We start from the raw sequence: 26,390 nt of genomic DNA on the forward strand, positions 1-26,390 counted from the left end.
CTCCATCCGGGCTACGGGCACTTCGCAAACGACGACGGGTGTGTATTGGGCTCAAAAACCGTCCCCCAAGGCTGTCAATCCGCGCAAAAATCCCTAAATTTCGGCCATGCCGAAATCAGCCCCCAAAGCCGCCGCCAAACCCGCTCCCGCCAAACCCCCTGCCAAGGCACCCGCCAAACAACCGGGCAAGGGCGACCATGTGTTCCTGGTCGACGGTTCCTCCTACATTTTCCGCGCCTATCACGCGCTGCCGCCCCTCAACCGAAAATCCGACGGGCTGCAGGTCAATGCCGTGCTCGGCTTCTGCAACATGCTGTGGAAGCTGTTGCGCGACATGCCGGAGGATGACCGGCCGACGCATCTGGCGATCGTTTTCGACAAGTCGGAAATCACGTTCCGCAACAAGCTCTATCCCGACTACAAGGCGCACCGGCTGCCGGCGCCGGATGACCTGATTCCGCAATTTGCATTGATCCGCGAAGCCGTGCGCGCGTTCGACCTGCCCTGCCTCGAGCAGGTCGGCTTCGAGGCCGACGACCTGATCGCGACCTATGCGCGGCTGGCCGGCGAACGCGACGCGAAGATCACTATCGTTTCCTCCGACAAGGATCTGATGCAGCTCGTGACCGACAAGGTCACGATGTATGACACCATGAAGGACCGCCGCATCGGTATTCCCGAAGTGATCGAAAAGTTCGGCGTGCCGCCGGAGAAGGTGGTCGAGGTGCAGGCGCTGGCGGGCGACTCCACCGACAACGTACCGGGCGTGCCCGGCATCGGCGTCAAGACCGCCGCGCAACTGATCGTGGAATATGGCGATCTGGAACAGTTGCTGTTCCGCGCCGGCGAGATCAAGCAGCCGAAGCGGCGCGAGGCCCTGATCGAGAACGCCGAGAAGGCGCGGATCTCGCGGCAGCTGGTGCTGCTCGACGACAAGGTCGACCTCGAAGTGCCGCTCGACGATCTTGCGGTGCAAGAGCCCGACGCGCGCAGGCTGATCGCGTTCCTCAAGGCGATGGAATTCTCCACGCTCACCCGCCGCGTCGCTGAATATTCGCAAGTCGATCCGGCCGACATCGAGCCTGATGCCGGCAACAAGAGCGGCGCCAGTGTCTTCGCGGTGCCGCCATCCGGCAAGAAGCCGGATGGCTATGCCGAGGGCGCGACGCTGTTCGACGCGCCCGGCGCCTCTCCCGCGAGCAAGGGAAAGACTGCGCCAGACCAGGGCGCCGACAAGCAGGACAAGGCCGCGAGCCACAAGGGCTCGCCGGTCTCGCTCGCCGCCGTGCGCGCCGAGGCGTTGCGAAAACTGCCGGTCGATCGCAGCAAATACCAGACCATCGGCGGCCTCGATGCGCTCAAGGCCTGGATCGCGCGCGCCCACGATGCCGGCGCTTTCGCGATGGACGCCCAGGCGAACTCCGACGATCCGATGCAGGCCGACATCTGCGGCATCGCGCTGGCGCTGGCGCCGAACGATGCCTGCTACGTCCCGCTCGCCCACAAGCAGCCCGGTGGCGGCGCGGGCCTGTTCGATGCCGGATTGGCACCGAACCAGATCAAGGCCGGCGACGCGCTCGCGGCGCTGAAGCCGCTGCTGGAATCCCCTGGCATTCTCAAGATCGGCTTCAACATCAAGTTCAATGCCGTGATGCTGGCGCAGCACGGCATCACCCTGCGCAATGTCGATGATGCGCAGTTGATGTCGTACGCGCTCGATGCCGGGCGCAACTCGCACGCGCTAGCGTCGCTCACCGAACGCTGGTTCGGCCATGCCGTCATCAACCATGGCGAGCTCGTCGGCAGCGGCAAGAACAAGCTGACCTTCGACCAGGTCGCGATCGACAAGGCGACCGCCTATTCGGCCGAAAGCGCCGACATGATCCTGCGGCTCTCTCGCGTGCTGAAGCCGCGCCTCGTCGGCGAACACATGACGACAGTCTATGAGACGCTGGAACGGCCGCTGGTGACCGTGCTGGCGCGGATGGAGCGGCGCGGCATCTCGATCGACCGGCAGGTGCTGTCGCGGCTGTCGGGCGATTTCGCCCAGACCGCGGCACGGGTCGAAGCCGAGCTGCAGGAAATTGCCGGCGAGCCGATCAATGTCGGCAGCCCCAAGCAGATCGGCGACATCATCTTCGGCAAGATGGGCATCCCCGGCGGCACCAAGACCAAGACCGGCGCGTGGTCGACCTCGGCGCAGATCCTCGACGAGCTCGCCGAACAGGGCCACGAATTCCCGAAGAAGATTCTGGAATGGCGGCAGGTCTCGAAACTGAAATCGACCTATACCGACGCGCTGCCGGAATATGTCCATCCGCAGACCCACCGCGTGCACACGACCTACGCGCTGGCCGCGACCACCACGGGGCGGCTGTCGTCGAACGAGCCAAACCTGCAGAACATTCCTGTTCGTACCGAGGACGGCCGCAAGATCCGCCGCGCCTTCATCGCGACGCCCGGCCACAAGCTGGTGTCGGCGGACTATTCACAGATCGAGTTGCGGCTGCTGGCCGAGATCGCCGACATTCCGGTGCTGAAGCAGGCGTTCCGCGACGGCCTCGACATTCACGCCATGACGGCGTCCGAAATGTTCGGCGTGCCGATCAAGGATATGCCGGGCGAGGTGCGGCGCCGGGCGAAGGCGATCAATTTCGGCATCATCTACGGCATCTCGGCATTCGGACTCGCCAACCAGCTCGGCATCCCGCGCGAGGAGGCCTCCGCCTACATCAAGAAATACTTCGAGCGCTTCCCCGGCATCCGCGCCTATATGGACGAGACGCGCGACTTCTGCCGAACCAACGGCTATGTCACGACGCTGTTTGGGCGGAAGTGCCATTACCCCGACATCAAGGCCTCCAACGCTTCGGTCCGCTCCTTCAACGAGCGCGCTGCGATCAACGCGCGACTGCAAGGCACCGCCGCCGACATTATCCGCCGCGCCATGACGCGGATGGAGGATGCGCTGGCGGAGAAGAAGCTGTCGGCACAGATGCTCCTACAAGTTCATGACGAACTGATCTTTGAGGTGCCAGATGCGGAAGTGGCGGCTACGCTGCCGGTGGTGCAGCACGTGATGCAGGACGCACCGTTCCCGGCAGTCGTGCTCTCGGTGCCGCTGCAGGTGGACGCGCGGGCCGCGAACAATTGGGAAGAGGCGCATTAGAGGCGCCTCCTCCGTTCAAATGCCGAGCGCGCTCTGGTAGGCGAAAAGCGCCGGGGCGCCGCCGGTGTAAAGGAAGACGACATCCTCGTCCTTGCGCCAGCGCCCCTGGCGGATCAGCGCGATCAGGCCAGCGAGCCCCTTGCCCGAATAGACCGGATCAAGCGGAAGCGCCTCGAGCCGGCCGGCAAGCCGGATCGCTTCGATGGTGGCTTCGTGCGGGACCCCGTAGGCAGGTCCCGCATGCCCCGCGACGACCTCCACGCTTGCTTCATCGAACGGAACGTCAAGCAAATCGGACGCTTCTTTCGCGAACGCCACGACATCGGCACGCACCCGCGCGGGCTCGGCGTCGATATCGATTCCGACGATCCGCGTATCCGGCATTGCGACCGCAGCCCCAACCACGAGACCCGCCTGCGTGCCGGCGCTCCCCGTGCAGTGCACGATCGCGGCAGGTCGGAAGCCCAAGCGCGCGGCCTGCGGTTCGATCTCGGCAATCGTCGTGGCATAAGCGACCGCGCCCAAGGCATTCGAGACCCCGTACGGCACGAAGTACGGCTTGCTCCCCTTCCCTTTGAGGTCGTCGACGAGCGCACGAATGGCCGCGTTGCGGTCACCGGTCCACGGCACGTCATGAAGGTGCGCGCCGAACAGCCGGTTGAGAAATGCGTTGCCCGAAGTCTTGTATTCCGGCGTCGGCGGTTCGAGCCGGCCGTGGTAGACCGCAAGATGGCAGGCGAGGCCGAGCCTTGCGGCAACCGCAGCAACCTGCCGCTGGCTGTTCGATTGCACGACCCCACCCGAGACGATCGTATCGGCGCCGCGCGAAATCGCCTCGTGCAGGACGTAGTCGAGCTTGCGCAATTTGTTGCCGCCAAAACCGAGCCCGGTGGCGTCTTCGCGCTTCACCCACAGCCGCGGCCCGCCGAGATGCGCCGTCAGCCGCTTCATCGGCTCGAGCGGCGTCGGCAGAGTGGCGAGACCCAGGCGAGGAAAGACAGCTAGGCGGTCGAGCAATGGCCTGCGATCAACTTGCATCGTTCTTTCCGTCCGACCGACAAGTCGTATTCCGACGGCCGCTATTATCACTCCCATCGGCGATAGCTGCATCACATTCAAGCGAACGGTTACACGCCCAAGCCAATTGCACTCGGAGCAATTTACGAAATGACATCGCGGCACGACGCACGCTAGTAAACGCGCATTCCTCCTGCGAGTCTCCCATGCCCCACATTACAACGCTGCTCGGTTTCGCGCTGGTCTCGCTCGGCATGGTGCTGACGCCGGGGCCGAACATGATCTATTTGATTTCGCGCTCGCTCACGCAAGGACCCGCGGCCGGCATTGTGTCGCTCGGCGGTGTCGCGCTCGGCTTCGTATTCTATATGCTGTGCGCGGCATTCGGCATCACCGCGCTGTTGTTCGCCGTTCCTTACGCCTACGACGCGCTGCGGTTGGCAGGCGCCGCTTATTTGCTGTGGCTGGCGTGGCAGGCGCTGAAACCGAACGGGCGCTCGCCGTTTCAGGTGAAGAAATTGCAGGCCGACGGCCCGCGCAAATTGTTCGCGATGGGGTTCGTTACCAACCTGCTCAATCCGAAGATCGCGATGCTGTATCTGGCGCTGCTGCCGCAGTTCATCGATCCCGCGGTCGGCAGCGTGCTGACGCAGTCGCTCGTGCTCGGCACGATCCAGACCGTGATCAGCGTCAGCGTGAACGCGATGATCGCGCTCGCCGCCGGATCGATTGCGCGCTTTCTCGGCACGCGGCCGGGCTGGCTGCTGGTGCAGCGCTGGTTGATGGGAACGGTGCTGGCGGGGCTTGCCATGAAGATGGCGTTCGAAGCGAAGCGGGCGTGAGGTTTCCTTCCCTCTCCCCTGTGGGAGAGGGTGGATCGAATGAGCGTCAGCTCATTCGAGACGGGTGAGGGGTCTGTCTCCGCGGATACAGACCCCTCATCCGCCTTGCCTTCGGCAAGGCACCTTCTCCCACAAGGGGAGAAGGAAGAAGGCGCAGCGCTTGCTGCTAATCCAATTTCGCTTCCATGCCGCGCTTGGTCGCCGGGCGGGCCATCAGCGCGTTGTACCAGCGCTCGACATTCGGAAAATCCTTCAGCTCCACCTTGTGGCGCGGGTGGCGCCAGGCCCAGCCGAGGATGGCGAAGTCGGCCACCGACAGCGCATCCGCCACGAATTCGCGGTCAGCCAGCCGCCGGTCGAGGACGCCGTAGAGCCGGCGGGTCTCGGCCATGTAGCGCTTCAGGCCATAGGCGCGGTCGGTCTCGTTCTCCAGCGCGATGAAATGGTGCACCTGGCCGGGCATCGGCCCGAAGCCGCCCATCTGCCACATCAGCCACTCATAGACCGGGATCCGCTCGGCCAGCGGCTTGGGGAGGAACTTGTCGGTCTTTTCGCCGAGATAGAGCAGGATCGCGCCCGACTCGAAGATGCTGACCGGCTTGCCGCCAGGGCCGTCGGGATCGAGGATCGCGGGAATCTTGTTGTTCGGGCTCAGTTTGAGAAAGCCGGGCGCCATTTGCTCGCCCTTGGTGATATTCACCGGGATCACCTTGTAGGGCAGCCCCATTTCCTCCAGTGCGACCGAGATTTTGCGGCCGTTCGGCGTGTTCCAGGTGTGCAGTTCGATTGTCATTTACGGTTTCCCCCAAGAGGAGCCTCTAGCGAAGCTTTGGCGATCCCGTAGCGCGGAACCAAAGGGTCTTACAACGGGCCTTTCCGAATGCCGTCCCTGCATTCGCCGAGACCGCCGCAGGACACCATGCCCTGTTGACGGCGCCGGATCGGCGCTGGAATGTGCCGGAGAGCGCCGATAGATTGCGGCCCGCCTGAAAACCCCAGGGGAAACCGCCTTGTCCAAATCAGCCTCCCGCGCCCGCCTCGCCGAAATCATCCGCAGACGCTCGTTCGGGCGCGGCGAGATCACGCTGGCCTCGGGCCGCAAGAGCGACTTCTACTTCAACCTCAAGCCGACCATGCTCGACCCCGAAGGCGCGGCGCTGCTGGCGGAACTGACCTATGAGGCGCTGAAGGACGACAACCTCGATTTCATCGGCGGGCTGGAGATGGGCGCGGTCCCGCTGGCGGGCGCGATCGCGCAGCTCTCCTGGATCAAGGGCCACCCGATCGCCGCCTTCTTCGTGCGCAAGAAGCCGAAGGAGCATGGCGCGCGCCTCGCTGTGGAGGGGCTCGCCAAGGGCGAAACGCTGGAAGGCAAGCGCATCGTGATCGTCGAGGACGTCACCACGACCGGCGGCTCGGCGCTGAAGGCGGTCGAGGCCGTGCGCGATGCCGGCGGCGAGATCGTGCTGGTGCTCACCATGGTCGACCGCGAGGAAGGCGCTACGGAAACCTTTGCGGAAGCGGGGCTCGAATTTCGCTCGCTGTACAAGGCCGGTGAATTCCTGAAGGGGTGAGGTGCTGTTCCTTCTCCCTCGCCCGCTCTGGCGGGAAGAGGGAGAAGTGCCCGCATTTCTTTCCCCTTCTCCGCCGCCGAATACCACTCCTTTACCATCACCCGTTAAGGTTACCCTGAACTGAAGCCTGTCGCGCTTCAGCGCGTTTGTTTGCGTTGGGTGGAGTTTGCGTTGCGTACAGAGTTGGCTTTTTCGCGCGTGCGGCGCCGCGCGACGTTTGTGGCCGCCGCGACCCTTGTGGGCGCGCTCACACTGACGCCCGGCAGCGTCTCCGCCGAAGGCCTGTTCGATTTCCTGTTCGGTGGCATTCAGAAGCAGCAGGCGCGGCAGGCCCCCTCGCCGGCCAACTTCTTCGCCGATCCATTCGGCAACCATCAACCGTCCCAGCCCGCACCGGCGCCGCGCGTTGCCGGCTCCGGCGGCCCTGCGTTCTGCGTGCGTAGCTGCGACGGGAAGTATTTTCCGCTGACCATGCGCGGCAACGTTTCGCCGGTTCAGACCTGCCAGGCCTTCTGCCCGGCAAGCGCGACCAAGGTGTTTTACGGCAGCAGCATCGATCATGCGACTGCGAGCGGCGGCGAGCGCTATGCCGACAGTGAGAACGCCTTCGCCTATCGCAAGGCGCTGAGTGCCGATTGCACCTGCAACGGCAGGAGCCCGTCCGGGCTTGCGCCGGTCGATCTGACGCTCGATACCTCGCTGCGCTCCGGCGACGTCATCGCCACGACAGACGGCCTCGTCGCCTATACCGGCGTGCGTCTCGGCGCCGACCAGACCGCGGAGTTCACGCCCGTCGCCTCCTATCCCGGGCTGACGGCGGAAGTCCGCGCCCGGCTCGGCGAAATGAAGGTCGCGCCGGTCAGCGCGGAAACGGTCGCGGCGAATGCGCCGCTCCCCGAGGCAAACCGCGACGCCGATCTGCCGACGGCTTCCATCCCGAAGACGGTCAAGCCGAAAGCGGCGAAGCGGGCAGAAATGAACTAGCGCGGCTTCGGCATCGTCATTTGCAAGAAGCGATAGCACCGTAGCCCGGATGAGCGCAGCGATATCCGGGAAGGCTCGGCGAACTCACCGCCCGACGATGACGCCGATCACGTTCGGCGCCGACAGATACTTTTCCTCGATCGCGGCCCGTGCCGCGGCGCGGTTTTCAGCCGTCAGCAGGCCGCGCTTCTCGGCCAGGATCATCCAGCAATAGCCCCACCAGTCCGTCAGCATGCCCTGATCGTCGACGAGGTCGTAGCCCTGCTCGGCGGCGAAGATGCGCGCCTGCGCTTCATCCAACCCGTCGAGGAAGGCGTGGTCCTCGATCGAAAACAATTCGTCGCTGAAATCTTCCGTGGTGTAGCCCCACACCGACATGCAGACCGCGTTGAACTCGCGGTCGATCGCATCGTCGTCGACGAGCTGGCGGCGCGACGCGTGGTGCAGGCGCGACAGCGAGCGCGCGAAATCTGCGATGCGGGTGAGAGCGAACTGATCGAAGGCGATGGTGGACATGTAGTCCTCACAAACTCGGATAGACCATAGATGTTGTGTCGACGATGTGCCGAATCACAATGATATATCAAACACTTGCTAAAGTGTTCTTAATTTGTTCCGACGCCTGCAGAAACCCTGAGACTTTCGTCCATTTAGTAGAAAGCCCGATACAGGAGGACCCGAGGAATGAGACAGCGAGACATGATCCGAATGGCGATAGAGCTTGGCCGTCCGACGGGAGTTATGACCTTCGATCAGCTCAACGAGCTGTTGCCGTCAGCCACAACCGAGCCTGAAGACATCGAAGCGGTCATGGAAGCGCTGAGCGACGAAGGAATAAACCTCGTCGAGGGTGACCAAAAGAAGCCTGGATGAAGCGCAGCGAAATCCGGGAGATGCGGGGCGGGCTCCCGGCACCGGTTTCTCACATCGCCGACAACAGCTTGTCGCCGCAATAATTGGCGTAGAACTTTCCGCCGCACTGCCGTTTCATCGCCGCGCAGCGCGCGGCGGGCGACGCGCCCTGCGCAACGCTGAAGGAGCAACTCAGGCCATCGGCACTCTTGCCATCCTTGGCGGCAAAGGCTGCGCTGGTCGCGCTGATGCAGACTACCAATAGCGTGGCGGCGGCGATCTCGATCGTCAGTCTCATGGCAAGCCTCCCGTTCTGGCGGCACGCATCTGCTTCGCGCGCATTAGCACCCGGCCACTGAAACCCCAGCGCTCCTCGGCTTCGCACCACGATCATATCACCAAAACCCGGCCACCGATGCCGCGAAATCGGCCCGGTCCTTGCATAAAATCACGCCAGCGCAGTGCACAATCCGCTCCAGTGGTTTCGATCGCGGGGCAACGCGCTTATCTTGTCCTGAGTCTCAACTGCAGGGATCAACGTGTTGCAGGAACATTTCCCGGGGAACTATCCGGCGCCGGGGCAGCCGGTCGACGAGTTGGCGCTGGCCGAAATCAAGGGCGCCATTCTCGCCAAGCTCCGACTTGCGATCGGCAAGGACGCGGGCATGGCGACGCGGCGCGACTGGTACAAGGCGGCGGCGCTGGCGCTGCGCGACCGCATCGTGCACCGCTGGCTGACGGCGGAAAAAGAGAGCTACGACGCCGGCAGCAAGCGCGTCTATTACCTCTCGCTCGAATTCCTGATCGGCCGCCTGTTCACCGACGCGCTGAACAATATGGGTTTGCTGCCGGTGTTCGAGACGGCGCTCGGCGATCTCGGCGTCGGCCTTGACGATTTGCGCAAATGCGAACCGGATGCGGCGCTCGGCAATGGCGGTCTCGGGCGGCTCGCGGCGTGCTTCATGGAGAGCATGGCGACGCTCGCCGTTCCCGCCATCGGCTACGGGATCCGTTACGATTTCGGCCTGTTCCGCCAGATCATTTCGCAGGGCTGGCAGCAGGAATATCCGGACGAATGGCTGAGCTTTGGCAACCCCTGGGAATTCCAGCGCGCCGAGGTGGTCTATCACATCCACTTCGGCGGCCATGTCGACCATGTCGATGACCGCGGCCGCGACCGCGCCACCTGGCGTCCGGCGGAAACCGTGCAGGCGGTCGCCTACGACACGCCGATCGTCGGCTGGCGCGGGCAGCACGTCAACGCGCTGCGGCTGTGGTCGGCGCGCTCACCCGATCCCTTGCGGCTCGACGTCTTCAACACCGGCGATTACCTCGGCGCGGTTGCCGAGGAAGCGCGCGCGGAATCGATCTGCAAATTCCTCTATCCGAACGACGAGAGCCCGGCCGGGCGCGAGCTGCGGCTGCGGCAGGAATATTTCTTCGTCTCGGCCTCGCTGCAGGACCTGGTCAAGCGCCATCTCGCCTCCGACGGACAGTTGCGCAATCTCCCCTCCAAGGTCGCGGTGCAGCTCAACGATACCCATCCGAGCCTCGCCGTCACCGAGCTGATGCGGATCCTGGTCGACCTGCACAATTTCCGCTGGGACGAAGCGTGGAAGCTCACCGTGGCGACGCTGTCCTACACCAATCACACGCTGCTACCGGAAGCGCTGGAGACCTGGCCGGTCGAACTGTTCGAGCGGCTGCTGCCGCGGCATCTCGAAATCATCTACCGCATCAATGCCGCACATCTGGCGCTGGCCGATCAGCGCTGCCCGGGCGACATCGAATATCGCGCTTCGGTCTCGTTGATCGACGAGAAAAGTGGCCGCCGGGTGCGGATGGGACAGCTTGCCTTCGTCGGTTCGCACCGCATCAACGGCGTCTCGGCGATGCACTCCGACCTGATGAAGGAGACCGTGTTCCACGATCTCAATCATCTCTATCCCGGCCGCATCACTAACAAGACCAACGGCATCACCTTCCGCCGCTGGCTGATGCTGGCCAATCCGAAGCTGACCGGCCTGATGCGCGAGGTCTGCGGGGAAGCCGTGCTCGACGACTTCTCGCTGTTCGAGCGGCTCGAGGCCCGCGCCAGCGACAATGCGTTCCAGCAGCGCTTTCGCGAGGTCAAGCACAACAACAAGGTGGCGCTGGCGCGACTGATCAACGAGCGCCTCGGCACCAAGATCGATCCGTCGGCGCTGTTCGACATCCAGATCAAGCGCATCCACGAGTACAAGCGGCAATTGCTCAACGTCGTCGAAACCATCGCGCTGTACCAGGCGATCAAGGATGAGCCGCAACGCGACTGGGTGCCGCGGGTGAAAATCTTCGCTGGCAAAGCGGCGGCGAGCTACCGCTACGCCAAGCTGATCATCAAGCTGATCAACGACGTCGCCGAAGTCGTCAACAACGACCCCGACGTCGCGGGACGGCTGAAGGTGGTCTTTCTCGCCGACTACAATGTCAGCCTGGCCGAAGTGATCATTCCGGCCGCCGATCTCTCCGAGCAGATTTCGACCGCCGGCATGGAAGCCTCCGGCACCGGCAACATGAAGCTGGCGCTCAACGGCGCCCTGACCATCGGCACGCTCGACGGCGCCAATATTGAAATCCGCGACCATGTCGGCGCGGAAAACATCGCGATCTTCGGCATGGAAGCCGGCGACGTCATGATCCGGCGCAAGCAGGGCCTGGATGCGAGCGATATCATCCGTCGCTCGCCGCGGCTGGCGCGAGCCATCACCGCAATCGAGAGCGGCGCGTTCTCGCCCGACGATCCCGCCCGCTTCGCGTCCATCGGCCACGCGCTGCGCTACCTCGACCATTACATGGTCTCGGCCGACTTCGATTCCTATTACGAGACGCAGCGCGGCATCGACGCCCGCTGGCAGGTGATACCGGCATGGACCCGCGCCTCGATCCTCAACGTGGCGCGGATGCCGTGGTTCTCCTCCGACCGCACCATCCGCGAATACGCCGAGGAGATCTGGAACGTGCCGGTGCGTGCGACAGCGGCCGTGCCTGAGGCGGGGGCACAGCGCGGAGCCAAGGGCTAGGTCGCATAGTCATCAAGGACGCAAGCGGGGCTGGATTTTCTTAAGCCACGACATGCTATGATGGCCGGATGGATGCGCCCGAAGCAATTCCGATTATCCTTCTTCCGGGCATGGACGGAACGGGTGAGCTCCTGAAAGCTCTGGCAGATCAGCTATCCTTGCATCGCCCGGTTCGACTGATCACGTATCCACTCGACCGACCGCTGGGCTATGCTCAACTGGCAGCCTATGTCAGGGAACGCGCGCCGGACTGCCCGTTCGTGGTCCTCGGCGAATCCTTTTCCGGGCCGATCGCGATCGAAATCGCGGCCACGGACCCGCGGGCCGTTGGATTGGTCCTTGCATCGAGCTTTGCGCGACATCCGCTGCCAACTCAATTCGCGCCACTCACACGGCTCCTTGACCTCAGATGGCTGCCCAAGCGCATCATTGCGACCGCGCTAATGGGATCGGACGCAACGCCTGAACTCATCGCCCGCCTTCACCGCGTATTGGCGACCTTGCCTCACGAGATCGTTCAATTTCGTGCCCGCGAAGTGCTTCGCGTCGACAAGCGCGATCGACTACGCGAGGTCACCTGCCCCGTGCTGTGCCTGCATGGACGCTTCGACCGCCTGGTGGGGAAGAGGCAAGTTGACGAGATCGTAACCGCACAGTCGCGCTGTCAGGAACGCTGGTTCGATTCCTCGCACATGCTGCTGGCGACTCATCCCGAAGCTGCGGTCAAGGCAATCAATCAATTTTGCGAGCACATGGATGAATGAGCGATCGCAATCCCGGGAAACGGAAATCCATTACGTGTGAGGTTATTGAATTCGGCGGGATTGCAGCGATACTGCCGCGCCTGCGGTCTAATGGAAGTTGATGATGCCGGTCGGCGAATATGTGAGCCCGGATGGAAGACTGAAATTCCTCGTTACGTGCCCCGATGGTGATTGGACGGTCGGCTTTGACGGATTTCCTTGGCACACGCATGGAAGCATTCTCGCTGAATTGTCGGGGCAAGATGAGATCTCTGCTGTCGAACGCTTCCTCGCGGATTTGATCGGCAACGTCAGCGTGATTGCTTTGACACGGATTTCCGGCGAACTGACCAGTGTCTGGGTCACGGACGACCCTCAGGGAGCCCTCCGGGATTGCAGGAAATACGGCCAGGACGACGAGACAGTTGAATTTCGGCTCTGGAACGGAACTCGCGTAGACATTTGACGGACCAAATCCATGCTCACCAATTCCCCTCACCTCTTCGACGACGCCACGCGGGTGACCGCCGGCGATAGCTGCTGGCAGGGCAAGACCAGCCCGGACTACTGGGCCTTTGTCGGCCCGTTCGGCGGCTGCACGGCAGCGACGATCCTGCGCGCGCTGATGGAGCATCCGCAGCGGGCGGGCGATCCGTTGGCGCTTACCGTGAACTTCTGCGCGCCGGTGGCGGAAGGCGCGTTCGACCTCGACGTGCGGCTGGTCAAGGCCAACCGTTCGAGCCAGCATTGGTGCGTGGAGATGACGCAGGGCGGCGGCGACGTCGCGACACTGGCGACCGCCGTGTTCGCCGAGCGCCGGCCATCCTGGTCGCACCAGCAGGTGACATTTCCGGACGCCGCGCCGTTCGCACAGGCGCGTTCGTTTCCAAACACGCCGATGACCTGGACGCACCAGTATGATTTCCGCTTTGTCGAGGGGGAACCGAGCTTCTATGGCTCGCCTGCGGCGGAGCCGCTCGATGCCTTCTCCAAGCAATGGATCGGCGACCGCGTACCGCGAAAGATCGACATGCTGTCGCTGATGTCGATGTCGGACGCCTTCTTCGGCCGGGTGTTTCTGGCGCGGCGGGAACTTGTTCCATTCGGCACGGTGTCGATCACGACGTATTTTCATACCGCGTCGGAAGAGCTGGCGGGCGAGGACATCACGCACGTGCTGGCGGCCGCCGACGCCAGAATTTTCCACAGGAGTTACGGCGACCAGCACGGCGAATTGTGGTCGCCTTCGGGGCGCCTGCTCGCAACCACGACGCAAATCGCTTATTTCAAGGCGTAACGGCGTGGGCAAAGGCGCGACCGCGGCGACCCCGCAATGCCAGACCTCATCCTGAGGAGCCGCGTAGCGGCATCTCGAAGGATGAATGGCACCAGCGGGGCCTCGTGGTTCGAGACGGCGCTANNCGCGCCTCCTCACCATGAGGGTTTAANTGGTTGCTGCGATTTCTTCGGAGGCCCGCCTCATGTCGGAAGCTGCCCAGCCCCGCATCGCCCTGCTGGGCGTCCCCATCGAGATCGGCGCCTCGCAACTCGGCACCTTGATGGGACCGGACGCGCTGCGCACCGCGGGCATCGGCCGCATCCTCGACCAACTCGGCTTTGCCGTCGAGGATCATGGCAACATGGCGAAGCCCGGCCCTGCTCCGGCCGAAGGCCCGCCGCCGGCGAACGCCAAATACTACGATACGATCAAGGGCTGGATCCGCGCGCTCAGCGAACGTTCCTATGCGCTGGCGCGTTCGGGCGCCGTTCCGATCTTCATGGGCGGCGATCATTCGCTGTCGATGGGATCGGTGAATGGCGTCGCGCGCCACTGGCAGGAGCAGGGCCGGCCGCTATTCGTGCTCTGGGTCGACGCCCATGCCGACTACAACACGCCGCAGACGACGGAGACCGGCAACATGCATGGCATGTCGGCGGCATTCCTGTGCGGCGAGGGCGGCCTCGACGATCTGCTGGGCGGCGCGCCCCGCGCCTCGATCGGCCCCGACCAGCTCGACCTGTTCGGCATCCGCTCGATCGATCCTGAGGAGAAGAAGCTGGTGTTCGAGCGCTGCGTCGCAATCGCCGACATGCGCGCGATCGACGAGTTCGGCGTCGGTGTGCTGATCCGAAAGGTGATCGAGCGCGTGCGGGCACGGAACGGCGTGCTGCACGTCTCTTTCGATGTCGACTTCCTCGATCCCACCGTCGCACCAGGCGTCGGCACCACGGTGCCGGGCGGCGCGACCTATCGCGAGGCGCACCTGATCATGGAGCTCTTGCACGATTCCGGGCTGGTGCGCTCGGTCGACATCGTCGAGCTCAACCCGTTTCTCGACGAGCGCGGCCGCACCGCGCGCGTTGCCGTCGAATTGATCGGCAGCCTGTTCGGATTGCAAATCACCGACCGGCGGACGCCGAGCAACGCGGTATTGCCGGGTAACGGTGGCGGCTAGTGCTGATCGAGACTCATGATGACGTGCACGAGACAGCCATTCACCGTGCGTCCCGGCGGATGCGAGGATGACGGCGTCGCGACGTGGAAGTCGCCGGCCTTCAGATTGAGATCGCCGAACGAGAGATCGCCCTCGATGACAAGCGTGTGCTCGTCGGCGTCGTGGGCATGCGACCGATAGGACGCGCCGGGTGCCATCCGGATCAGCAAATGTTGCCGGTTCTGCGCGCGGTCGACGTGCAGCAGACGACCCTTGATGCCGGGGCTGATCTCGAACCAGTTCGCCGTCCCCGCACGTTTGGTCACGGTGCCCGGCAGGTCCGCGCCCTCGCCTTCGATCCGGTCGAGAATTTTCTCGAACAGACCTGATGGCGGCGGCTCGGCCTCCGCCCCCGGCAGGCCGGAGAACATGCTCTCCCAGTATTCGACCTGGGCCCGCAGCGCCTCGTCCGATTTCAACCGCTGTGCGAAGGCGCTTCTGGCCTCCGTGCCGAGCAGCCCGAGGACATACTCGGCGGCATCGCTAGCACCTGGCTTCACTGGCTTAGACATAGCTGCAACTTCTCAACAGCACGGTGAATCCAGGTCCTGATCGTTCCGACCGGAACGGCTGAATGCGCGGCCAGCTCCTCGTAGCTCAAGCCGTAATAGTAGGCCAAAAGGACGGCTTGCCGGTGATTTTGTTCCAGAAGGCCGAGGCACTTTCGCAGGTCCGGCGCCAGCGCGGGATCGTGCGACGCCTGGTTCGACAGCGCTTCGAGCACGGCCGCGACGCTCTCGTCGGTCAGTAATACCGGCCCGGTCCGCTGCGCCGGCAGCCGGTCGAGCGCCACCCGGCGCACGACTGTCACCATCCAGCTCATCGCGCCGCCCTTGGCGGGGTCGTACAGATAGGACTTTTGCCAGATCCGCAGCATCGCCTCCTGAAAGGCGTCCTCGGCGGCGTTGCGGTCGCGCAGGATCCGGCTGCAAATCCCGAACAGGGTCGGGCCCACTTGCTCGTAGAGCCGACGGAATGCCGCCCGGTCGCCCTTGGCGACAGACCTGAGCACCTGCCCCAAGTCGTCCTCGGAAATCTGTCGCATTCTGAGCGGGATAGGCCGGATACACAATCAAGGGTGGCGGTTCCTCGCAAACTATAGGGCTGAGGAAGCTACGATTCAACGGGCCGGGGTTTCAGAGAATGCGGTCCGGCGAGCGGCAAAAAAATTATCGCCCGAGCGCGGCCGCCGAAACTTTTTTCGCGGGCCATCCGTACTGGCGACATACGGCCTGCTCAACGCGGGATGTTTGCGGGCAGGCGGTCCGACAATCGAACTGGGGAAACCATGGTGAACGCGATGCCGCAGGGGACGACCGGACAGCAGGATGGCAGAGCGCTTCTTCTGCAATTGCTTGCGGACGTCGCCCGCGGCGACAAATCCGCCTTCGCAAGACTCTACGGCCTCACCCACACCAAGCTATTGGGCGTCGCCTTGCGCATCCTGAGGGACCGGGCGCTGGCCGAGGATGTGCTGCAGGAGACCTATCTGAAGATCTGGCGACACGCCGCAAGCTACGATCCGGCGATCGCCTCGCCGATGACCTGGATGGCCACCATCGTCAGGCATGGCGCCATCGATGCTTTGCGAAAACGCCAGGTCGAGGCGCTCGAAGCGGAGGACAAGATCGCCGCGTTCGCGTCGAACGATCCCGATCCGGTCGACGAGATGCATCTTGCGCGGCTGCGCCCGAAGGCACTGGCGGCGTTTGCGCGGCTGCCCGAACACAAGCGCCGGCTGATCATGCTGGCCTATCTCAGGGACAAGAGCCGCCATGACCTGTCGAAGCGGCTGGGCATTCCCGCCAACACCGTCAAGACGCATTTGCGGCGGGCGCTGCTGGAGCTGCGCGCCACGATGTTTGCCTCCATCGAGCCACGGACGCACAGCGCCGCCTAAAACGAAAAGGGCGGCCAAGCGGCCGCCCTCGTCGTTCTCGAATGTTCCGAGGCGGTTACTCCGCCGCGAGCTTGGTGTCCGGCGCAGCGGCGCGGACTTCGGCGTCGACCTGGGCTTCGAACTTGGCGAAGTTCTTCTGGAACATGCCGACCAGCGCACGCGCGGTCTTGTCGAACTCGGCCTTGTCCTTCCAGGTGTTGACGGGATCGAGGATCTCGCTCGGCACGCCCGGCAGCGCGGTCGGCACCGCGAAGCCGAAATACTTGTCGGTGCGGAATTCGACATTGCGCAAGGAACCGTCGAGCGCAGCGGTGAGCAGCGCGCGCGTCACCTTGATCGGCATGCGGCTGCCGACACCAAACTTGCCGCCGGTCCAGCCGGTGTTGACCAGCCAGCAATCGACATTGTGCTTGGCGATCAGCTCGCGCAGCATGTTGCCGTAGACGGACGGATCGAGCGGCAGGAACGGCGAGCCGAAGCAGGTGGAGAATTCCGGCTGCGGCTCGTTGCCGAGACCGCGCTCGGTGCCCGCGACCTTGGCGGTGTAACCGGACAGGAAGTGATACATCGCCTGCGCCGGTGAGAGCTTTGCGATCGGCGGCAACACGCCGAACGCGTCGGCCGCCAGCATCACGACGTTCTTCGGCTGGCCGGCGCGGCCGGTGCGCGAAGCGTTCGGGATGAAGTCGAGCGGATAGGCCGAGCGGGTATTTTCCGTCTTCGAACCATCGTCGAAATCGGGCACCCGGTTGTCTTCGCCGAGCACCACGTTTTCCAGCACGGCGCCGAAGCGGTTGCTGGCGGCAAAGATCTGCGGCTCGGCTTCCTGCGACAGCTTGATGCACTTGGCATAGCAGCCGCCTTCGAAATTGAAGACGCCGTCATTGCCCCAGCCGTGCTCGTCATCGCCGATCAGCGTGCGGTTCGGATCGGCCGACAGCGTGGTCTTGCCGGTGCCTGATAGCCCGAAGAAGATCGCGGTGTCGCCCTTGGGTCCGACATTGGCCGAGCAGTGCATCGGCAGCACGCCCTTGGCGGGCAGGTAATAGTTCAGCGTGGTGAAGACCGACTTCTTCATCTCGCCGGCATAATAAGACCCGCCGATCAGGACGATCTTGCGGGCGAAATCGATCGCGACGACGTTCTCCGAGCGCACGCCGTGACGTTTCGGATCGGCGCGGAAGCTCGGCAGGTCGATGATGGTGAGTTCAGGCGCGAAATCGCGCAGCGCCGAAACTTCGGGACGGATCAGGAGCGTGCGGATGAACAGCGAGTGCCAGGCAAGCTCGGTGAACACGCGGGTCTTGATCTGGAAGCTCGGATCGGCGCCGCCATAGAGATCCTGCGCATATAGCGTCATGCCTTCGGCATGCTTGAGGAAGTCGGCATAAAGCGCCGAGAACTGCTCCGAGGTGATCGACTGGTTGCCGGCCCACCACATGTTCTTGTCGGTGGTGGCGTCACGAACCGTAAACTTGTCCTTGGGGCTGCGGCCGGTGAACTCGCCGGTATCAGCACACAACGCGCCGTCCGCCGACAGCACGGCTTCGCCTGCCGCAAGGGAATATTGATAAAGCTGCGGCGCGCCGAGATTCCAGTGCACCGTCTTGAGATTTTTTAAACCGAATTTGTCGGCGCCGAAAGCACCGTTGCGTAGACCCGTCTCTTGCACGAAGACTCCTCCTCGAACCCGCGTTACTCTCGTCGCGCGCTTGTCGCTTGACGCGCTCTGTCGCGGTGACCCCTGAATATAGCCTTCCGGCCTCGGTCCGGCGACCTAATACTGATGAACGCCGTGCTTGCCAAGCCGATCCACGCGAATTGGTTTATGCACGCGCGGGCGGTTGATCTGCATCAATCGCTTGCTGCGGTGCTTTTTGTTCGTTTGCAGCCATGGTTGCGCGACCATCTGTCTCAACGCGGCAGAGGCCCGAATTGTTGCATCGCACAATCAAAATTTTTTAGCGTGCGGCGCCCTCTCCGATCAGCGCAAACGGCGCCCAGTACGCCGGATAGGCATTGCGCGGCGAGGACGGGTCGTTGAGATACGCCAGCATGGCCTGGCGCAGCGCCTCGGCGCGCCCGAGCTTGGGATCGGCCTTCAGGCGATCGAAGGTCGATATCGAAAGCCGCGTGGCAGCCTCCGAGCTGACCGCCCAGTGCGACACCAGGAGCGCCCGCGCGCCGGCATAGAAGAAGGATCGTGCAAGCCCCGAAAGCGCTTCGGCGCCGGGCTTGTCGCCGGCAATGGTGTTGCAGGCGGATAGCACCACCCAATCGGCGTTGAGCCTCAACTGCGCCACTTCGCTTGCCGTGAGCAGGCCATCATCGAGTTCGCTCGGCTGCTTCGGAATGCTCAGCACCAGCGACGGTTCGGCAAGCCCTTTCACGTCACCGGCGACGAGGCCGTGAGTGGCGAAATAGACGATGCCGTAATCGGCGAGCGGCGTACGCTTGAGCGTGGTTTCGCTGGCGTCTTCGCCGAGATGAATGTCGGCCGCCGCGACGCCGAGATTGTTCGCGATCGTGTTGAGCTCGTCGGCGGTATCGGGCAGTTGCGCCAAGGCATCCGAAAGCCGCGCACGATCGACGCCGGCGCCCTGCCAGAAATCGGTGTAGGCGCCGCTCGCAAGGCTGCGCGCGGCGGTCCTGGAACGATTGCCATCGGCAGGCTTCACAGCGGGATTGAAAATGGGATCGCCAAAGCCCGTCATCGGCTTGGTGCTCGGCTCCTTGCGCGCAAACACCCGCAGCGCTTTCAGGCTCGCGACCGACGGCAATACCGACACCGCCTGACGCTTCAACAGCCAGGTCGCATCGCGATAGCCCTCGAACGTCTCGGGGATGGCGGCCTTGGGCTTCTCGGTCACCAGCAGGTGAAACGGCAGCGCCGTCAGCGCGCCTGATGCCACCACCAGAAGCGAGGGCTTGTCCTTGATCAGCGTATCGACCGGCGCCAGCAGCGTCTCGTGCAGTTCATTGGCGAGCGCGAGATCGAACAGCCCGGATTTGCCGGAGGCATCGTTCGCCTTGCCGAGATCAAGGCCGCGGCGGAATGCGGCGACCTGCTGCGACAAGGTTTCCGCGCCACGTGGGATCGGCTTCCAGTCAAAGTTCTCGCGGGTGATGGCAATGACGTAGCTTTCCACCTCGGTGACGGCGAACTGCACCAGCGCCTCGTTTTCCGACAACAGCGACTGGATCTCCTTCACCGTCATCGGCGATGGATTCGAGAGCGCGGCGTAGGTGGGAAATTCCGCCGACAACGTCTTCTGCAGCGACGCCCGCTCGGCCGCGACAGCGGCAAGCCGGGCGCGGGCGCGCTGCTCGGAAGCGGCGTCGCGCTTCGAGCGCTCCTTCGAGACCGCTGCCACGATCGACTTGTCGAGCGCCTCCGCTTCAGAAGCGAGATCCTGATCCCGGCGCACCAGTTCGGAGAGGCGGTCGCTTCCCGCGGCCAGCCGCACAGCCAGCTTGTTCACGGCGGAAGCAACCGATGACTGGGTGCCGCGCTGGATCACGCTGAGCATATCGTTCACCGCCTTGTCGCGGGGCACCAGATGCTGGCGCTCCGCATCCGCCAGCACCGGAAGCGCGGCGCGGGGCTGCGCGCGTCCGCTTGCGATCAGCCGCGCCACCAATGGCAGCGCGTCGCCGGGACGGCCCGAGGCCTGATAGAACGACGCCAGATTGTTAATCGACGTCGCGGTATCCGGATGGTCGGGCCCGACGGCGCGTTCACGGATCGCCAGCGCCCGCTCGAACAGCGGCTGCGCCTCGGCATAACCGCCCCGCCGCTCATAGAGGTCGGCGAGATTGTTCAGCGAGCGCGCGACGTCGGGATGTTCGCGGCCCAGCACTTTTTCGCGGATCGCGAGCGACCGCTTGATCCACGGCTCGGCCTCGGCATAGCGGCCCTGCACCTTCGCCACCTGGCCGAGATTGTTCAACAACGTCGCCACCGCGGGATGCTCCGGGCCGGCGGCCTTTTCGTAGATCGCCAGCGCCCGCTTGAACAACGGCTCGGAATCGCTGTGGCGACCGAGCTTCTCGTAGTGCGTGGCGAGGTTATTCAGGGCTTGTCCGATATCCGGGTGACCGGCAGGCAGCGACCTCTCGCGTACTGACAGCGCACGCTTGAACAAGGGCTCGGAATCGGCATAGCGCTGCTGGCGCTGGTACAGCGCCGCCAGATTGGTCAACGCCGCCGCGATCTCCGGCGTTTCAAGACCCGTCGTTTTCTCCAGCACCGCGATGGAGCGCTTGAGCAGAGGCTCCGCTTCGCCATCCCTGCCCTGATTGCCGTAAGCCTGCGCCAGATTGTTCAGCGCCGCGCCGACCTCACGATTCACGGGACCGAATCTTTTTTCGAGGCTTTCCACCTGTTCCTTCGCCAGCGCGACGGCTTCCGCATATTTTCCGGCGCGGCTGAGTTCGTTGACCTTGGCGCTGACCGCGGCGAGATCACCTTTTTGCGCCAGCGATGGCGCGGAGAGGCAGGTGCCCGACAACAGCGCCAGACACACGGAAAATATCAATCGATTGCGGGATTCCATGCGGGCTTTCGCTGGTCAACTAGGCGCAGGTTTGCAGTAGGTCGCGGAAACTTCCGGACCCGTTCAAATCCACGTTCGCTATTGGCAGGCGTTAACCTTGTGCGCCCTTTGTCAGCCTTTGGCCCGCGCCTCGCCCGCCAGCCGCACCAGCATCTTGCGCAGCGCCATCGCGCTGGTGACCCGCTCCGGGAAATCCAGCCGCAGCGTCGCGCTTTCGGCCTGCATGTCCATGCCGTCGGGGTCGCAGCCGGTGCAGCGCCAGTCGGCGGATTCGGCGCCCAGCAATCTGGTCGCATAGAGGTTCATCGCCTCGCGGTGATCCTCATTCATGTGGTCCACCGCGCCCTGCTCGGCTTCCAGCAGATCAGCGGCATCGCCGATCTCGGTCAGAAACTGCGCAGGGCCAAGGTCGATGATGCGACCGAATCCGGCGACGAGATGCAGGCCCGACGGGGCGATCCGGAAGAACGAGAAATCCTTGAAATCCACAAAGGCTTCCGCGGACGGATGGGCGTTGAGGTAGCGCCGGCGCAGGATTTTCGCTGGTTCCCCGGCAGCCTCCTCGGCCCGGCCCGCCAGCATGATCCGCGCGCCTTCCAGCGGGTCGCCGGCGGCGCGCTCGTCCAGCATCAGAGATACCCTGCCATCGGCGAGGATGTTTTTCGTATGCAGCGCCAGCCGCGAAATCAGGAGGATTGGGGAGGCATCGGCATGGCTCGCAACGTTGACGAGCGAGCAGTAAGGGGCGCCACTTTCAGGCATAAGCGTGGCCAACGCGCCCTGGCGGCTACGCCGCAGCAGCGAGCGGGCGAGTTTAGAAGCATCAAAATCTGCGGTCGGCTGCATGGTTTCTTTCCGGCCATCTTATTGCAAAAAGGGGGTTTTCTCGACTTGATAGGGTGCTATATGGGGGATCGTGTTGCTTCGCAGAAACGTTTTGCGGAACTCGGTCACACTTCAGCCCAGCTTGCATTGCTCGTTGACCGTGTACGAAGCCCATTTATGCGGCGTCTGGCTGAAGTGCCCGCCGTTTAAGCCACTCTCTTATTCGAAAGCAGGCTCATGCCCACAATCGCCCTGGTCGATGATGACCGCAACATTCTCACTTCCGTGTCGATCGCGCTCGAAGCCGAAGGCTATCGCATCATGACCTACACGGATGGTGCCTCGGCGCTGGACGGCTTCCGCACTTCGCCGCCGGACCTCGCGATCCTCGATATCAAGATGCCGCGCATGGACGGCATGGAAACGCTACGCCGGCTGCGGCAGAAGTCCGACCTGCCGGTGATCTTTTTGACCTCCAAGGATGAAGAGATCGACGAACTGTTCGGTCTCAAGATGGGCGCCGATGATTTCATCCGCAAGCCGTTCTCGCAGCGCCTTTTGGTCGAGCGGGTCAAGGCCGTGCTCCGCCGCGGCCAGCCCAAGGATCCGACCGCCGTGCCGAAGGAGCCCGATGCGCGGGCGCTGGACCGCGGCCTGCTGCGGATGGATCCCGAGCGTCACACCTGCACCTGGAAGAACGAGCCGGTGACGCTGACGGTGACGGAATTTTTGATCCTGCAGGCGCTGGCGACCCGGCCCGGCGTGGTGAAAAGCCGCAACGCCCTGATGGACGCCGCCTATGACGATCAGGTCTATGTCGACGACCGCACCATCGACAGCCACATCAAGCGACTGCGCAAGAAGTTCAAGGTGGTCGACGACGATTTCGAGATGATCGAGACGCTGTACGGCGTCGGCTATCGATTCAAGGAAGCCTGATCTGCGTCCTCCGGGCGGAAGTGTTGACTGACACATCCGCCCGGACGACGTAGAAGCGTAGACTAGACGGCGCATCACAACCGGCAGCTCGGCCATTGCTAGATCGAACGCAGCCCGATCCCAGCCTGAATCACGAGGATGCTCTGGAGCTCCTCGAACGGGAACGTGTTGCCGCCGAGGCTAGTGTGGGCGAGACGGGCTGGCGGCGGCCGCTTGGCTGGCTGCGACGGGCCGGGCAGTTCTTCTTCGCGCTCTCCTTCTCCAGCCTCACGCGCCGCATCGTCTCGCTCAATCTGGCGGGCCTCGTCGCGCTGGTGGCGAGCATTCTCTATCTCTCGCAGTTCCGCGCCGGCCTGATCGATGCGCGGGCGCAGAGTCTTCTGGTGCAGGCCGAAATCATCGCCGGCGCGATCGCCGCCTCCGCCACCGTCGAAACCAACACCATCACCATCGACCCGGACCGCCTGCTCGACCTCAAGCCCGGCGAGAGCTATGGCGCGCCGGACGAATCCTCAGGCCTGGATTTCCCGATCAATCCGGAGCGCGTCGCGCCGGTGCTGCGGCGGCTGATCTCGCCGACCAAGACCCGCGCGCGCATCTACGGCGGCGACGGCGGCATGATCCTCGACAGCCGCAGTCTCTATGGCCGCGGCGACGTGATGCGGTTCGAACTGCCGCCGCCCTCGACGGAGAAACCGGGCTTTGTCGAGCGCGCCACGATCTCGATCCGCACCTGGCTCAATCGCGGCGACCTGCCGCTCTATCGCGAGCTCGGCCCCGAGAACGGCAAGGGCTACCAGGAAATCGTGCAGGCGCTCGACGGCGTCAAAAGCAGCATGGTGCGCGTCAACGACCGCGGCGAGGTGATCGTCTCGGTCGCCGTCCCCGTGCAGCGCTTCCGCGCCGTCCATGGCGCGCTGATGCTGTCGACGCAGGGCGACGACATCGACCAGATGGTGACTGCCGAGCGGCTCGCGATCCTTAAAGTGGGCGGTGTCGCCTCCGCGGTCATGATCGTGCTGTCGCTGCTTTTGGCGAGCACGATCGCAGGTCCGGTGCGGCGGCTGGCCGATGGCGCCGAGCGCGTCCGCCGGCGCATCCAGACCCGCGTCGAGATCCCCGATTTCACCCGACGCCGCGACGAGATCGGCCATCTCTCCGGCGCGCTGCGCGACATGACGAACGCACTCTACAGCCGCATCGAGGCGATCGAGATGTTCGCCGCCGACGTCGCCCATGAATTGAAGAACCCGCTGACCTCGCTGCGGTCGGCGGTGGAAACGCTGCCGCTGGCGCGCAACGACACCAGCCGCGCGCGCCTGCTCGAGGTGATCGAGCACGACGTCAAGCGGCTCGACCGCCTGATCTCGGACATCTCGGACGCCAGCCGCCTCGATGCCGAATTGCAGCGCCAGGACATGGCGCCGGTCGACTTGCGCCGGCTCCTGACCACGCTGACGTCGGTGGCCAACGAAACCAGGCTGGGACACGACGTCGCAGTCGAGGCGCGCTTCGAGGGCCGCGGTGCCACCGACACGTTCTCGGTGCCCGGCCATGATTCCCGGCTTGGACAGGTGATCTCCAACCTCTTGTCCAATGCGCAATCCTTCTCCACCCCCGGCGGGAAGGTGCGTGTCACCTGCCGCCGCGTGCGCTCTGAAATCGAAATCGTCGTCGATGATGACGGACCGGGCATCGGCGAGGATGCGCTGGAACGCATCTTCGAGCGCTTCTATACCGACCGGCCGCATCAGGGCTTTGGCCAGAACTCAGGGCTGGGCTTGTCGATCTCCAAGCAGATCATCGAGGCACATAACGGGCGGATCTGGGCGGAAAATCGCCATGGTCCGGCCGATGCGGACGGCAAGCCCACCGTGGCCGGCGCGCGGTTCGTGGTCCGGCTGCCTGCACCATGACTGGGGAAGCCAGCGTGCACGCCTCCGCCGTACTGGTGGGCGAGCGCGCGGTGCTGATCCGCGGACCGTCAGGGTCCGGCAAATCACGCTTGGCCTTCGATCTGATTCTCGCCGGACGCGCCGGACAGCTTCCGCCGGCCGTTTTGGTCGGCGATGACCGTGTCCATCTCGACACAGTGGCCGAACAATTGTGGGTCCGCCCGGCGCCCGGACTGGCCGGCCTGATCGAGATCCGGGGCCTCGGCATCCGCCGTTGCGACTTCGTGCGCAAGGCGAGAGTCGGCCTCGTCGCCGATCTCGCGGCCGGTGACGCGGAGCGGCTGCTGCCGCCGGAAGCGCGCACTATCCGCCTTAATGGTGTCGAACTACCGCGAATTCCCGTCGCAGCGGGCTTTGACCCCTTCCCGCTGATTGCAGCCGCCCTGACAACAACCGATGGTTCTGATTCCGTCAAACCTTTGGACGATTGCCCGAAGGGAATTGGTAACCATATAAGCCCCAATATCGCCACCGATTAATCCGGCGCAGGCCTCACTTCTTACCGGCAAATTCCGGAACAATAGCCAAGATGCCCTCTTGCGCGGGGCCTCTGGATGGTCAAAGTGGCGCGTTCGTGCGGTGCACCAAAAAGCACCCGCGAGGAGTTTCCGATGATTGGTCTAGTGCTTGTGACCCATGGGCGCCTTGCCGACGAGTTCAAGGCGGCGCTTGAACATGTCATGGGTCCGCAAAAACAAATCGAAGCCATCACGATTGGAGCCGAGGACGACTCCGATCTGTGTCGAAGCGATATCATTGAAGCGGTGAATCGCGTTGACAGCGGCGATGGTGTCGCCATCCTTACCGACATGTTCGGCGGCACCCCTTCCAACCTTGCGATTTCCTGCATGAGCCGCCCGAAGGTGGAAGTGCTCGCAGGCATCAATCTTCCCATGCTGGTCAAGCTTGCCAAGGTGCGCGAAGAGCGCTCGCTTCCCGATGCCATCGCCATGGCGCAGGAAGCCGGCCGCAAGTACGTCACCATCGCCAGCCGCGTGCTCGCCGGCAAATGAGCGACGACGCCGCACCCGAAAAGGAACTCGGGTCTGGCGTGCCTGCCGGCGCCATCTCGCGGGAACTTCTCATCGTCAACAAGCGCGGCCTGCATGCGCGGGCCTCGGCCAAGTTCGTCCAGATGGTCGAGCGCTTCAACGCCGAGGTCTGGGTGACGCGCGGCAATGAAACCGTCGGCGGCACCTCGATCATGGGCTTGATGATGCTGGCGGCGGGACCGGGAACCACGGTTACGGTCTCCGCGACCGGCCCGGAAGCTCAAGCCGCGGTCGATGCGATTGCCGCGCTGGTTGCCGACAAATTTAACGAAGAAGGCGTGTGAGAACGTTTCCCCTTCGCGGCTGGCCGAACCTTTAGACCCTCATGGTGAGGAGCCGCGAAGCAGCGTCTCGAACCACGAGGCCCAGCTGGTGCCATTCATCCTTCGAGACGGTGCTTCGCGCCTCCTCAGGATGAGGTCAAA

General features: G+C 63.9%; 25 protein-coding genes. 16 read left to right on the forward strand and 9 right to left on the reverse strand.

The window, feature by feature from the left end; all coding sequences use genetic code 11:
• Positions 1-106 precede the first annotated feature (106 nt).
• A complete protein-coding gene (polA, locus tag CQ14_RS08165) occupies positions 107-3,169 on the forward strand; it encodes a DNA polymerase I (protein WP_057857405.1) in 3,063 nt (1,020 codons plus the stop codon).
• A gap of 15 nt (positions 3,170-3,184) precedes the next feature.
• On the opposite strand, the gene CQ14_RS08170 is transcribed toward polA, so the two are convergent.
• Entirely contained in the window at positions 3,185-4,207 is a 1,023-nt protein-coding gene (locus tag CQ14_RS08170) for a D-cysteine desulfhydrase family protein (protein ID WP_057857406.1), read from the reverse strand.
• 185 nt (positions 4,208-4,392) lie between these two features.
• Here CQ14_RS08170 and CQ14_RS08175 point away from each other — a divergent pair, with 185 nt between their 5' ends.
• A complete protein-coding gene (locus CQ14_RS08175; protein WP_057857407.1) occupies positions 4,393-5,028 on the forward strand; it encodes a LysE family translocator in 636 nt (211 codons plus the stop codon).
• A 166-nt stretch (positions 5,029-5,194) separates the two neighbouring features.
• Here CQ14_RS08175 and CQ14_RS08180 read toward each other — a convergent pair whose 3' ends face one another.
• A complete protein-coding gene (locus CQ14_RS08180; RefSeq protein WP_057857408.1) occupies positions 5,195-5,821 on the reverse strand; it encodes a glutathione S-transferase family protein in 627 nt (208 codons plus the stop codon).
• 217 nt (positions 5,822-6,038) lie between these two features.
• On the opposite strand from CQ14_RS08180, the gene pyrE reads away from it, so the two are divergent.
• Both pyrE and CQ14_RS08190 read left to right on the forward strand, forming a co-directional pair.
• Positions 6,039-6,602 carry an orotate phosphoribosyltransferase gene (pyrE, locus tag CQ14_RS08185; RefSeq protein WP_057857409.1) on the forward strand — a complete coding sequence of 188 codons (564 nt, stop codon included), beginning with the start codon at positions 6,039-6,041 and terminating at the stop codon, positions 6,600-6,602.
• Between the two features lie 171 nt (positions 6,603-6,773).
• Positions 6,774-7,586 (forward strand): DUF2865 domain-containing protein, encoded by an 813-nt coding sequence (locus tag CQ14_RS08190; RefSeq protein ID WP_245320253.1) that lies wholly within the window; start codon positions 6,774-6,776, stop codon positions 7,584-7,586.
• A gap of 84 nt (positions 7,587-7,670) precedes the next feature.
• On the opposite strand, the gene CQ14_RS08195 is transcribed toward CQ14_RS08190, so the two are convergent.
• Complete coding sequence (locus tag CQ14_RS08195; RefSeq protein ID WP_057857411.1) at positions 7,671-8,102, reverse strand: hypothetical protein; 432 nt, start codon at positions 8,100-8,102, stop codon at positions 7,671-7,673.
• 168 nt (positions 8,103-8,270) lie between these two features.
• Here CQ14_RS08195 and CQ14_RS45905 point away from each other — a divergent pair, with 168 nt between their 5' ends.
• On the forward strand, positions 8,271-8,459 hold the full coding sequence (locus CQ14_RS45905; protein WP_057857412.1) for an RNA polymerase sigma factor region1.1 domain-containing protein: 189 nt from the start codon (positions 8,271-8,273) through the stop codon (positions 8,457-8,459).
• 49 nt (positions 8,460-8,508) lie between these two features.
• On the opposite strand, the gene CQ14_RS08205 is transcribed toward CQ14_RS45905, so the two are convergent.
• Positions 8,509-8,736: a hypothetical protein gene (locus tag CQ14_RS08205; RefSeq protein ID WP_057857413.1), complete on the reverse strand. Its 228-nt coding sequence runs from the start codon at positions 8,734-8,736 to the stop codon at positions 8,509-8,511.
• A gap of 244 nt (positions 8,737-8,980) precedes the next feature.
• Here CQ14_RS08205 and CQ14_RS08210 point away from each other — a divergent pair, with 244 nt between their 5' ends.
• From CQ14_RS08210 to rocF, 5 genes are all read left to right on the forward strand, one after another.
• Positions 8,981-11,500, forward strand: coding sequence for a glycogen/starch/alpha-glucan phosphorylase (locus CQ14_RS08210; RefSeq protein ID WP_245320254.1), 2,520 nt, complete (start codon positions 8,981-8,983; stop codon positions 11,498-11,500).
• 68 nt (positions 11,501-11,568) lie between these two features.
• Positions 11,569-12,264: an alpha/beta fold hydrolase gene (locus tag CQ14_RS08215; protein ID WP_057857415.1), complete on the forward strand. Its 696-nt coding sequence runs from the start codon at positions 11,569-11,571 to the stop codon at positions 12,262-12,264.
• A 103-nt stretch (positions 12,265-12,367) separates the two neighbouring features.
• Positions 12,368-12,709 carry a hypothetical protein gene (locus CQ14_RS08220; protein ID WP_057857436.1) on the forward strand — a complete coding sequence of 114 codons (342 nt, stop codon included), beginning with the start codon at positions 12,368-12,370 and terminating at the stop codon, positions 12,707-12,709.
• 12 nt (positions 12,710-12,721) lie between these two features.
• Positions 12,722-13,540, forward strand: coding sequence for an acyl-CoA thioesterase (locus CQ14_RS08225; protein WP_057857416.1), 819 nt, complete (start codon positions 12,722-12,724; stop codon positions 13,538-13,540).
• Between the two features lie 184 nt (positions 13,541-13,724).
• Positions 13,725-14,699 (forward strand): arginase, encoded by a 975-nt coding sequence (gene rocF, locus CQ14_RS08230; RefSeq protein ID WP_057857417.1) that lies wholly within the window; start codon positions 13,725-13,727, stop codon positions 14,697-14,699.
• Here rocF and CQ14_RS08235 read toward each other — a convergent pair.
• Both CQ14_RS08235 and CQ14_RS08240 read right to left on the reverse strand, forming a co-directional pair.
• On the reverse strand, positions 14,696-15,250 hold the full coding sequence (locus CQ14_RS08235; RefSeq protein WP_082649773.1) for a cupin domain-containing protein: 555 nt from the start codon (positions 15,248-15,250) through the stop codon (positions 14,696-14,698). The genes rocF and CQ14_RS08235 overlap by 4 nt on opposite strands.
• Complete coding sequence (locus CQ14_RS08240; RefSeq protein WP_245320255.1) at positions 15,235-15,750, reverse strand: sigma-70 family RNA polymerase sigma factor; 516 nt, start codon at positions 15,748-15,750, stop codon at positions 15,235-15,237. Before CQ14_RS08240 ends, CQ14_RS08235 begins: the two co-directional genes overlap by 16 nt.
• A 288-nt stretch (positions 15,751-16,038) precedes the next feature.
• Here CQ14_RS08240 and CQ14_RS08245 point away from each other — a divergent pair, with 288 nt between their 5' ends.
• A complete protein-coding gene (locus tag CQ14_RS08245) occupies positions 16,039-16,638 on the forward strand; it encodes an RNA polymerase sigma factor (protein WP_063800323.1) in 600 nt (199 codons plus the stop codon).
• 55 nt (positions 16,639-16,693) lie between these two features.
• Here CQ14_RS08245 and CQ14_RS08250 read toward each other — a convergent pair whose 3' ends face one another.
• The 3 genes from CQ14_RS08250 to CQ14_RS08260 all read right to left on the reverse strand — a co-directional run bounded on the left by CQ14_RS08250 (position 16,694) and on the right by CQ14_RS08260 (position 22,040).
• The gene (locus tag CQ14_RS08250; RefSeq protein ID WP_057857421.1) at positions 16,694-18,310 is read right to left on the reverse strand and encodes a phosphoenolpyruvate carboxykinase; all 1,617 of its coding nucleotides are present in this window, start codon (positions 18,308-18,310) and stop codon (positions 16,694-16,696) included.
• 289 nt (positions 18,311-18,599) lie between these two features.
• A complete protein-coding gene (locus CQ14_RS08255; RefSeq protein WP_057857422.1) occupies positions 18,600-21,194 on the reverse strand; it encodes a CHAT domain-containing tetratricopeptide repeat protein in 2,595 nt (864 codons plus the stop codon).
• A gap of 111 nt (positions 21,195-21,305) precedes the next feature.
• Positions 21,306-22,040: a HugZ family pyridoxamine 5'-phosphate oxidase gene (locus CQ14_RS08260; RefSeq protein WP_057857423.1), complete on the reverse strand. Its 735-nt coding sequence runs from the start codon at positions 22,038-22,040 to the stop codon at positions 21,306-21,308.
• A 216-nt stretch (positions 22,041-22,256) separates the two neighbouring features.
• Here CQ14_RS08260 and CQ14_RS08265 point away from each other — a divergent pair, with 216 nt between their 5' ends.
• The 5 genes from CQ14_RS08265 to CQ14_RS08285 all read left to right on the forward strand — a co-directional run bounded on the left by CQ14_RS08265 (position 22,257) and on the right by CQ14_RS08285 (position 26,249).
• Positions 22,257-22,958, forward strand: a complete 702-nt coding sequence (locus CQ14_RS08265; RefSeq protein WP_027541437.1) for a response regulator transcription factor — start codon at positions 22,257-22,259, stop codon at positions 22,956-22,958.
• Between the two features lie 95 nt (positions 22,959-23,053).
• Positions 23,054-24,874 carry a sensor histidine kinase gene (locus CQ14_RS08270; RefSeq protein ID WP_057857424.1) on the forward strand — a complete coding sequence of 607 codons (1,821 nt, stop codon included), beginning with the start codon at positions 23,054-23,056 and terminating at the stop codon, positions 24,872-24,874.
• On the forward strand, positions 24,871-25,392 hold the full coding sequence (locus tag CQ14_RS08275) for an HPr kinase/phosphorylase (RefSeq protein ID WP_057857425.1): 522 nt from the start codon (positions 24,871-24,873) through the stop codon (positions 25,390-25,392). Before CQ14_RS08270 ends, CQ14_RS08275 begins: the two co-directional genes overlap by 4 nt.
• A gap of 132 nt (positions 25,393-25,524) precedes the next feature.
• Positions 25,525-25,926 carry a PTS sugar transporter subunit IIA gene (locus tag CQ14_RS08280; RefSeq protein WP_024339151.1) on the forward strand — a complete coding sequence of 134 codons (402 nt, stop codon included), beginning with the start codon at positions 25,525-25,527 and terminating at the stop codon, positions 25,924-25,926.
• Positions 25,923-26,249 carry an HPr family phosphocarrier protein gene (locus CQ14_RS08285; protein WP_057857426.1) on the forward strand — a complete coding sequence of 109 codons (327 nt, stop codon included), beginning with the start codon at positions 25,923-25,925 and terminating at the stop codon, positions 26,247-26,249. The genes CQ14_RS08280 and CQ14_RS08285 overlap by 4 nt, the downstream gene beginning before the upstream one ends.
• The last annotated feature ends 141 nt before the right edge of the window (positions 26,250-26,390 follow it).

Source organism: Bradyrhizobium lablabi (genome assembly GCF_001440475.1).
In the GTDB taxonomy this organism is placed as follows: Bacteria; Pseudomonadota; Alphaproteobacteria; order Rhizobiales; family Xanthobacteraceae; genus Bradyrhizobium; species Bradyrhizobium lablabi.

Excerpts from the sequence above, each read along its gene's own strand:
- polA (WP_057857405.1), top strand. The coding sequence starts at position 107 with ATGCCGAAATCAGCCCCCAAAGCCGCCGCCAAACCCGCTCCCGCCAAA.
- CQ14_RS08170 (WP_057857406.1), bottom strand. The coding sequence starts at position 4,207 with ATGCAAGTTGATCGCAGGCCATTGCTCGACCGCCTAGCTGTCTTTCCT.
- CQ14_RS08175 (WP_057857407.1), top strand. The coding sequence starts at position 4,393 with ATGCCCCACATTACAACGCTGCTCGGTTTCGCGCTGGTCTCGCTCGGC.
- CQ14_RS08180 (WP_057857408.1), bottom strand. The coding sequence starts at position 5,821 with ATGACAATCGAACTGCACACCTGGAACACGCCGAACGGCCGCAAAATC.
- CQ14_RS08195 (WP_057857411.1), bottom strand. The coding sequence starts at position 8,102 with ATGTCCACCATCGCCTTCGATCAGTTCGCTCTCACCCGCATCGCAGAT.
- CQ14_RS45905 (WP_057857412.1), top strand. The coding sequence starts at position 8,271 with ATGAGACAGCGAGACATGATCCGAATGGCGATAGAGCTTGGCCGTCCG.
- CQ14_RS08205 (WP_057857413.1), bottom strand. The coding sequence starts at position 8,736 with ATGAGACTGACGATCGAGATCGCCGCCGCCACGCTATTGGTAGTCTGC.
- CQ14_RS08215 (WP_057857415.1), top strand. The coding sequence starts at position 11,569 with ATGGATGCGCCCGAAGCAATTCCGATTATCCTTCTTCCGGGCATGGAC.
- CQ14_RS08220 (WP_057857436.1), top strand. The coding sequence starts at position 12,368 with ATGCCGGTCGGCGAATATGTGAGCCCGGATGGAAGACTGAAATTCCTC.
- CQ14_RS08225 (WP_057857416.1), top strand. The coding sequence starts at position 12,722 with ATGCTCACCAATTCCCCTCACCTCTTCGACGACGCCACGCGGGTGACC.
- rocF (WP_057857417.1), top strand. The coding sequence starts at position 13,725 with ATGTCGGAAGCTGCCCAGCCCCGCATCGCCCTGCTGGGCGTCCCCATC.
- CQ14_RS08235 (WP_082649773.1), bottom strand. The coding sequence starts at position 15,250 with ATGTCTAAGCCAGTGAAGCCAGGTGCTAGCGATGCCGCCGAGTATGTC.
- CQ14_RS08245 (WP_063800323.1), top strand. The coding sequence starts at position 16,039 with ATGCCGCAGGGGACGACCGGACAGCAGGATGGCAGAGCGCTTCTTCTG.
- CQ14_RS08255 (WP_057857422.1), bottom strand. The coding sequence starts at position 21,194 with ATGGAATCCCGCAATCGATTGATATTTTCCGTGTGTCTGGCGCTGTTG.
- CQ14_RS08260 (WP_057857423.1), bottom strand. The coding sequence starts at position 22,040 with ATGCAGCCGACCGCAGATTTTGATGCTTCTAAACTCGCCCGCTCGCTG.
- CQ14_RS08265 (WP_027541437.1), top strand. The coding sequence starts at position 22,257 with ATGCCCACAATCGCCCTGGTCGATGATGACCGCAACATTCTCACTTCC.
- CQ14_RS08275 (WP_057857425.1), top strand. The coding sequence starts at position 24,871 with ATGACTGGGGAAGCCAGCGTGCACGCCTCCGCCGTACTGGTGGGCGAG.
- CQ14_RS08280 (WP_024339151.1), top strand. The coding sequence starts at position 25,525 with ATGATTGGTCTAGTGCTTGTGACCCATGGGCGCCTTGCCGACGAGTTC.
- CQ14_RS08285 (WP_057857426.1), top strand. The coding sequence starts at position 25,923 with ATGAGCGACGACGCCGCACCCGAAAAGGAACTCGGGTCTGGCGTGCCT.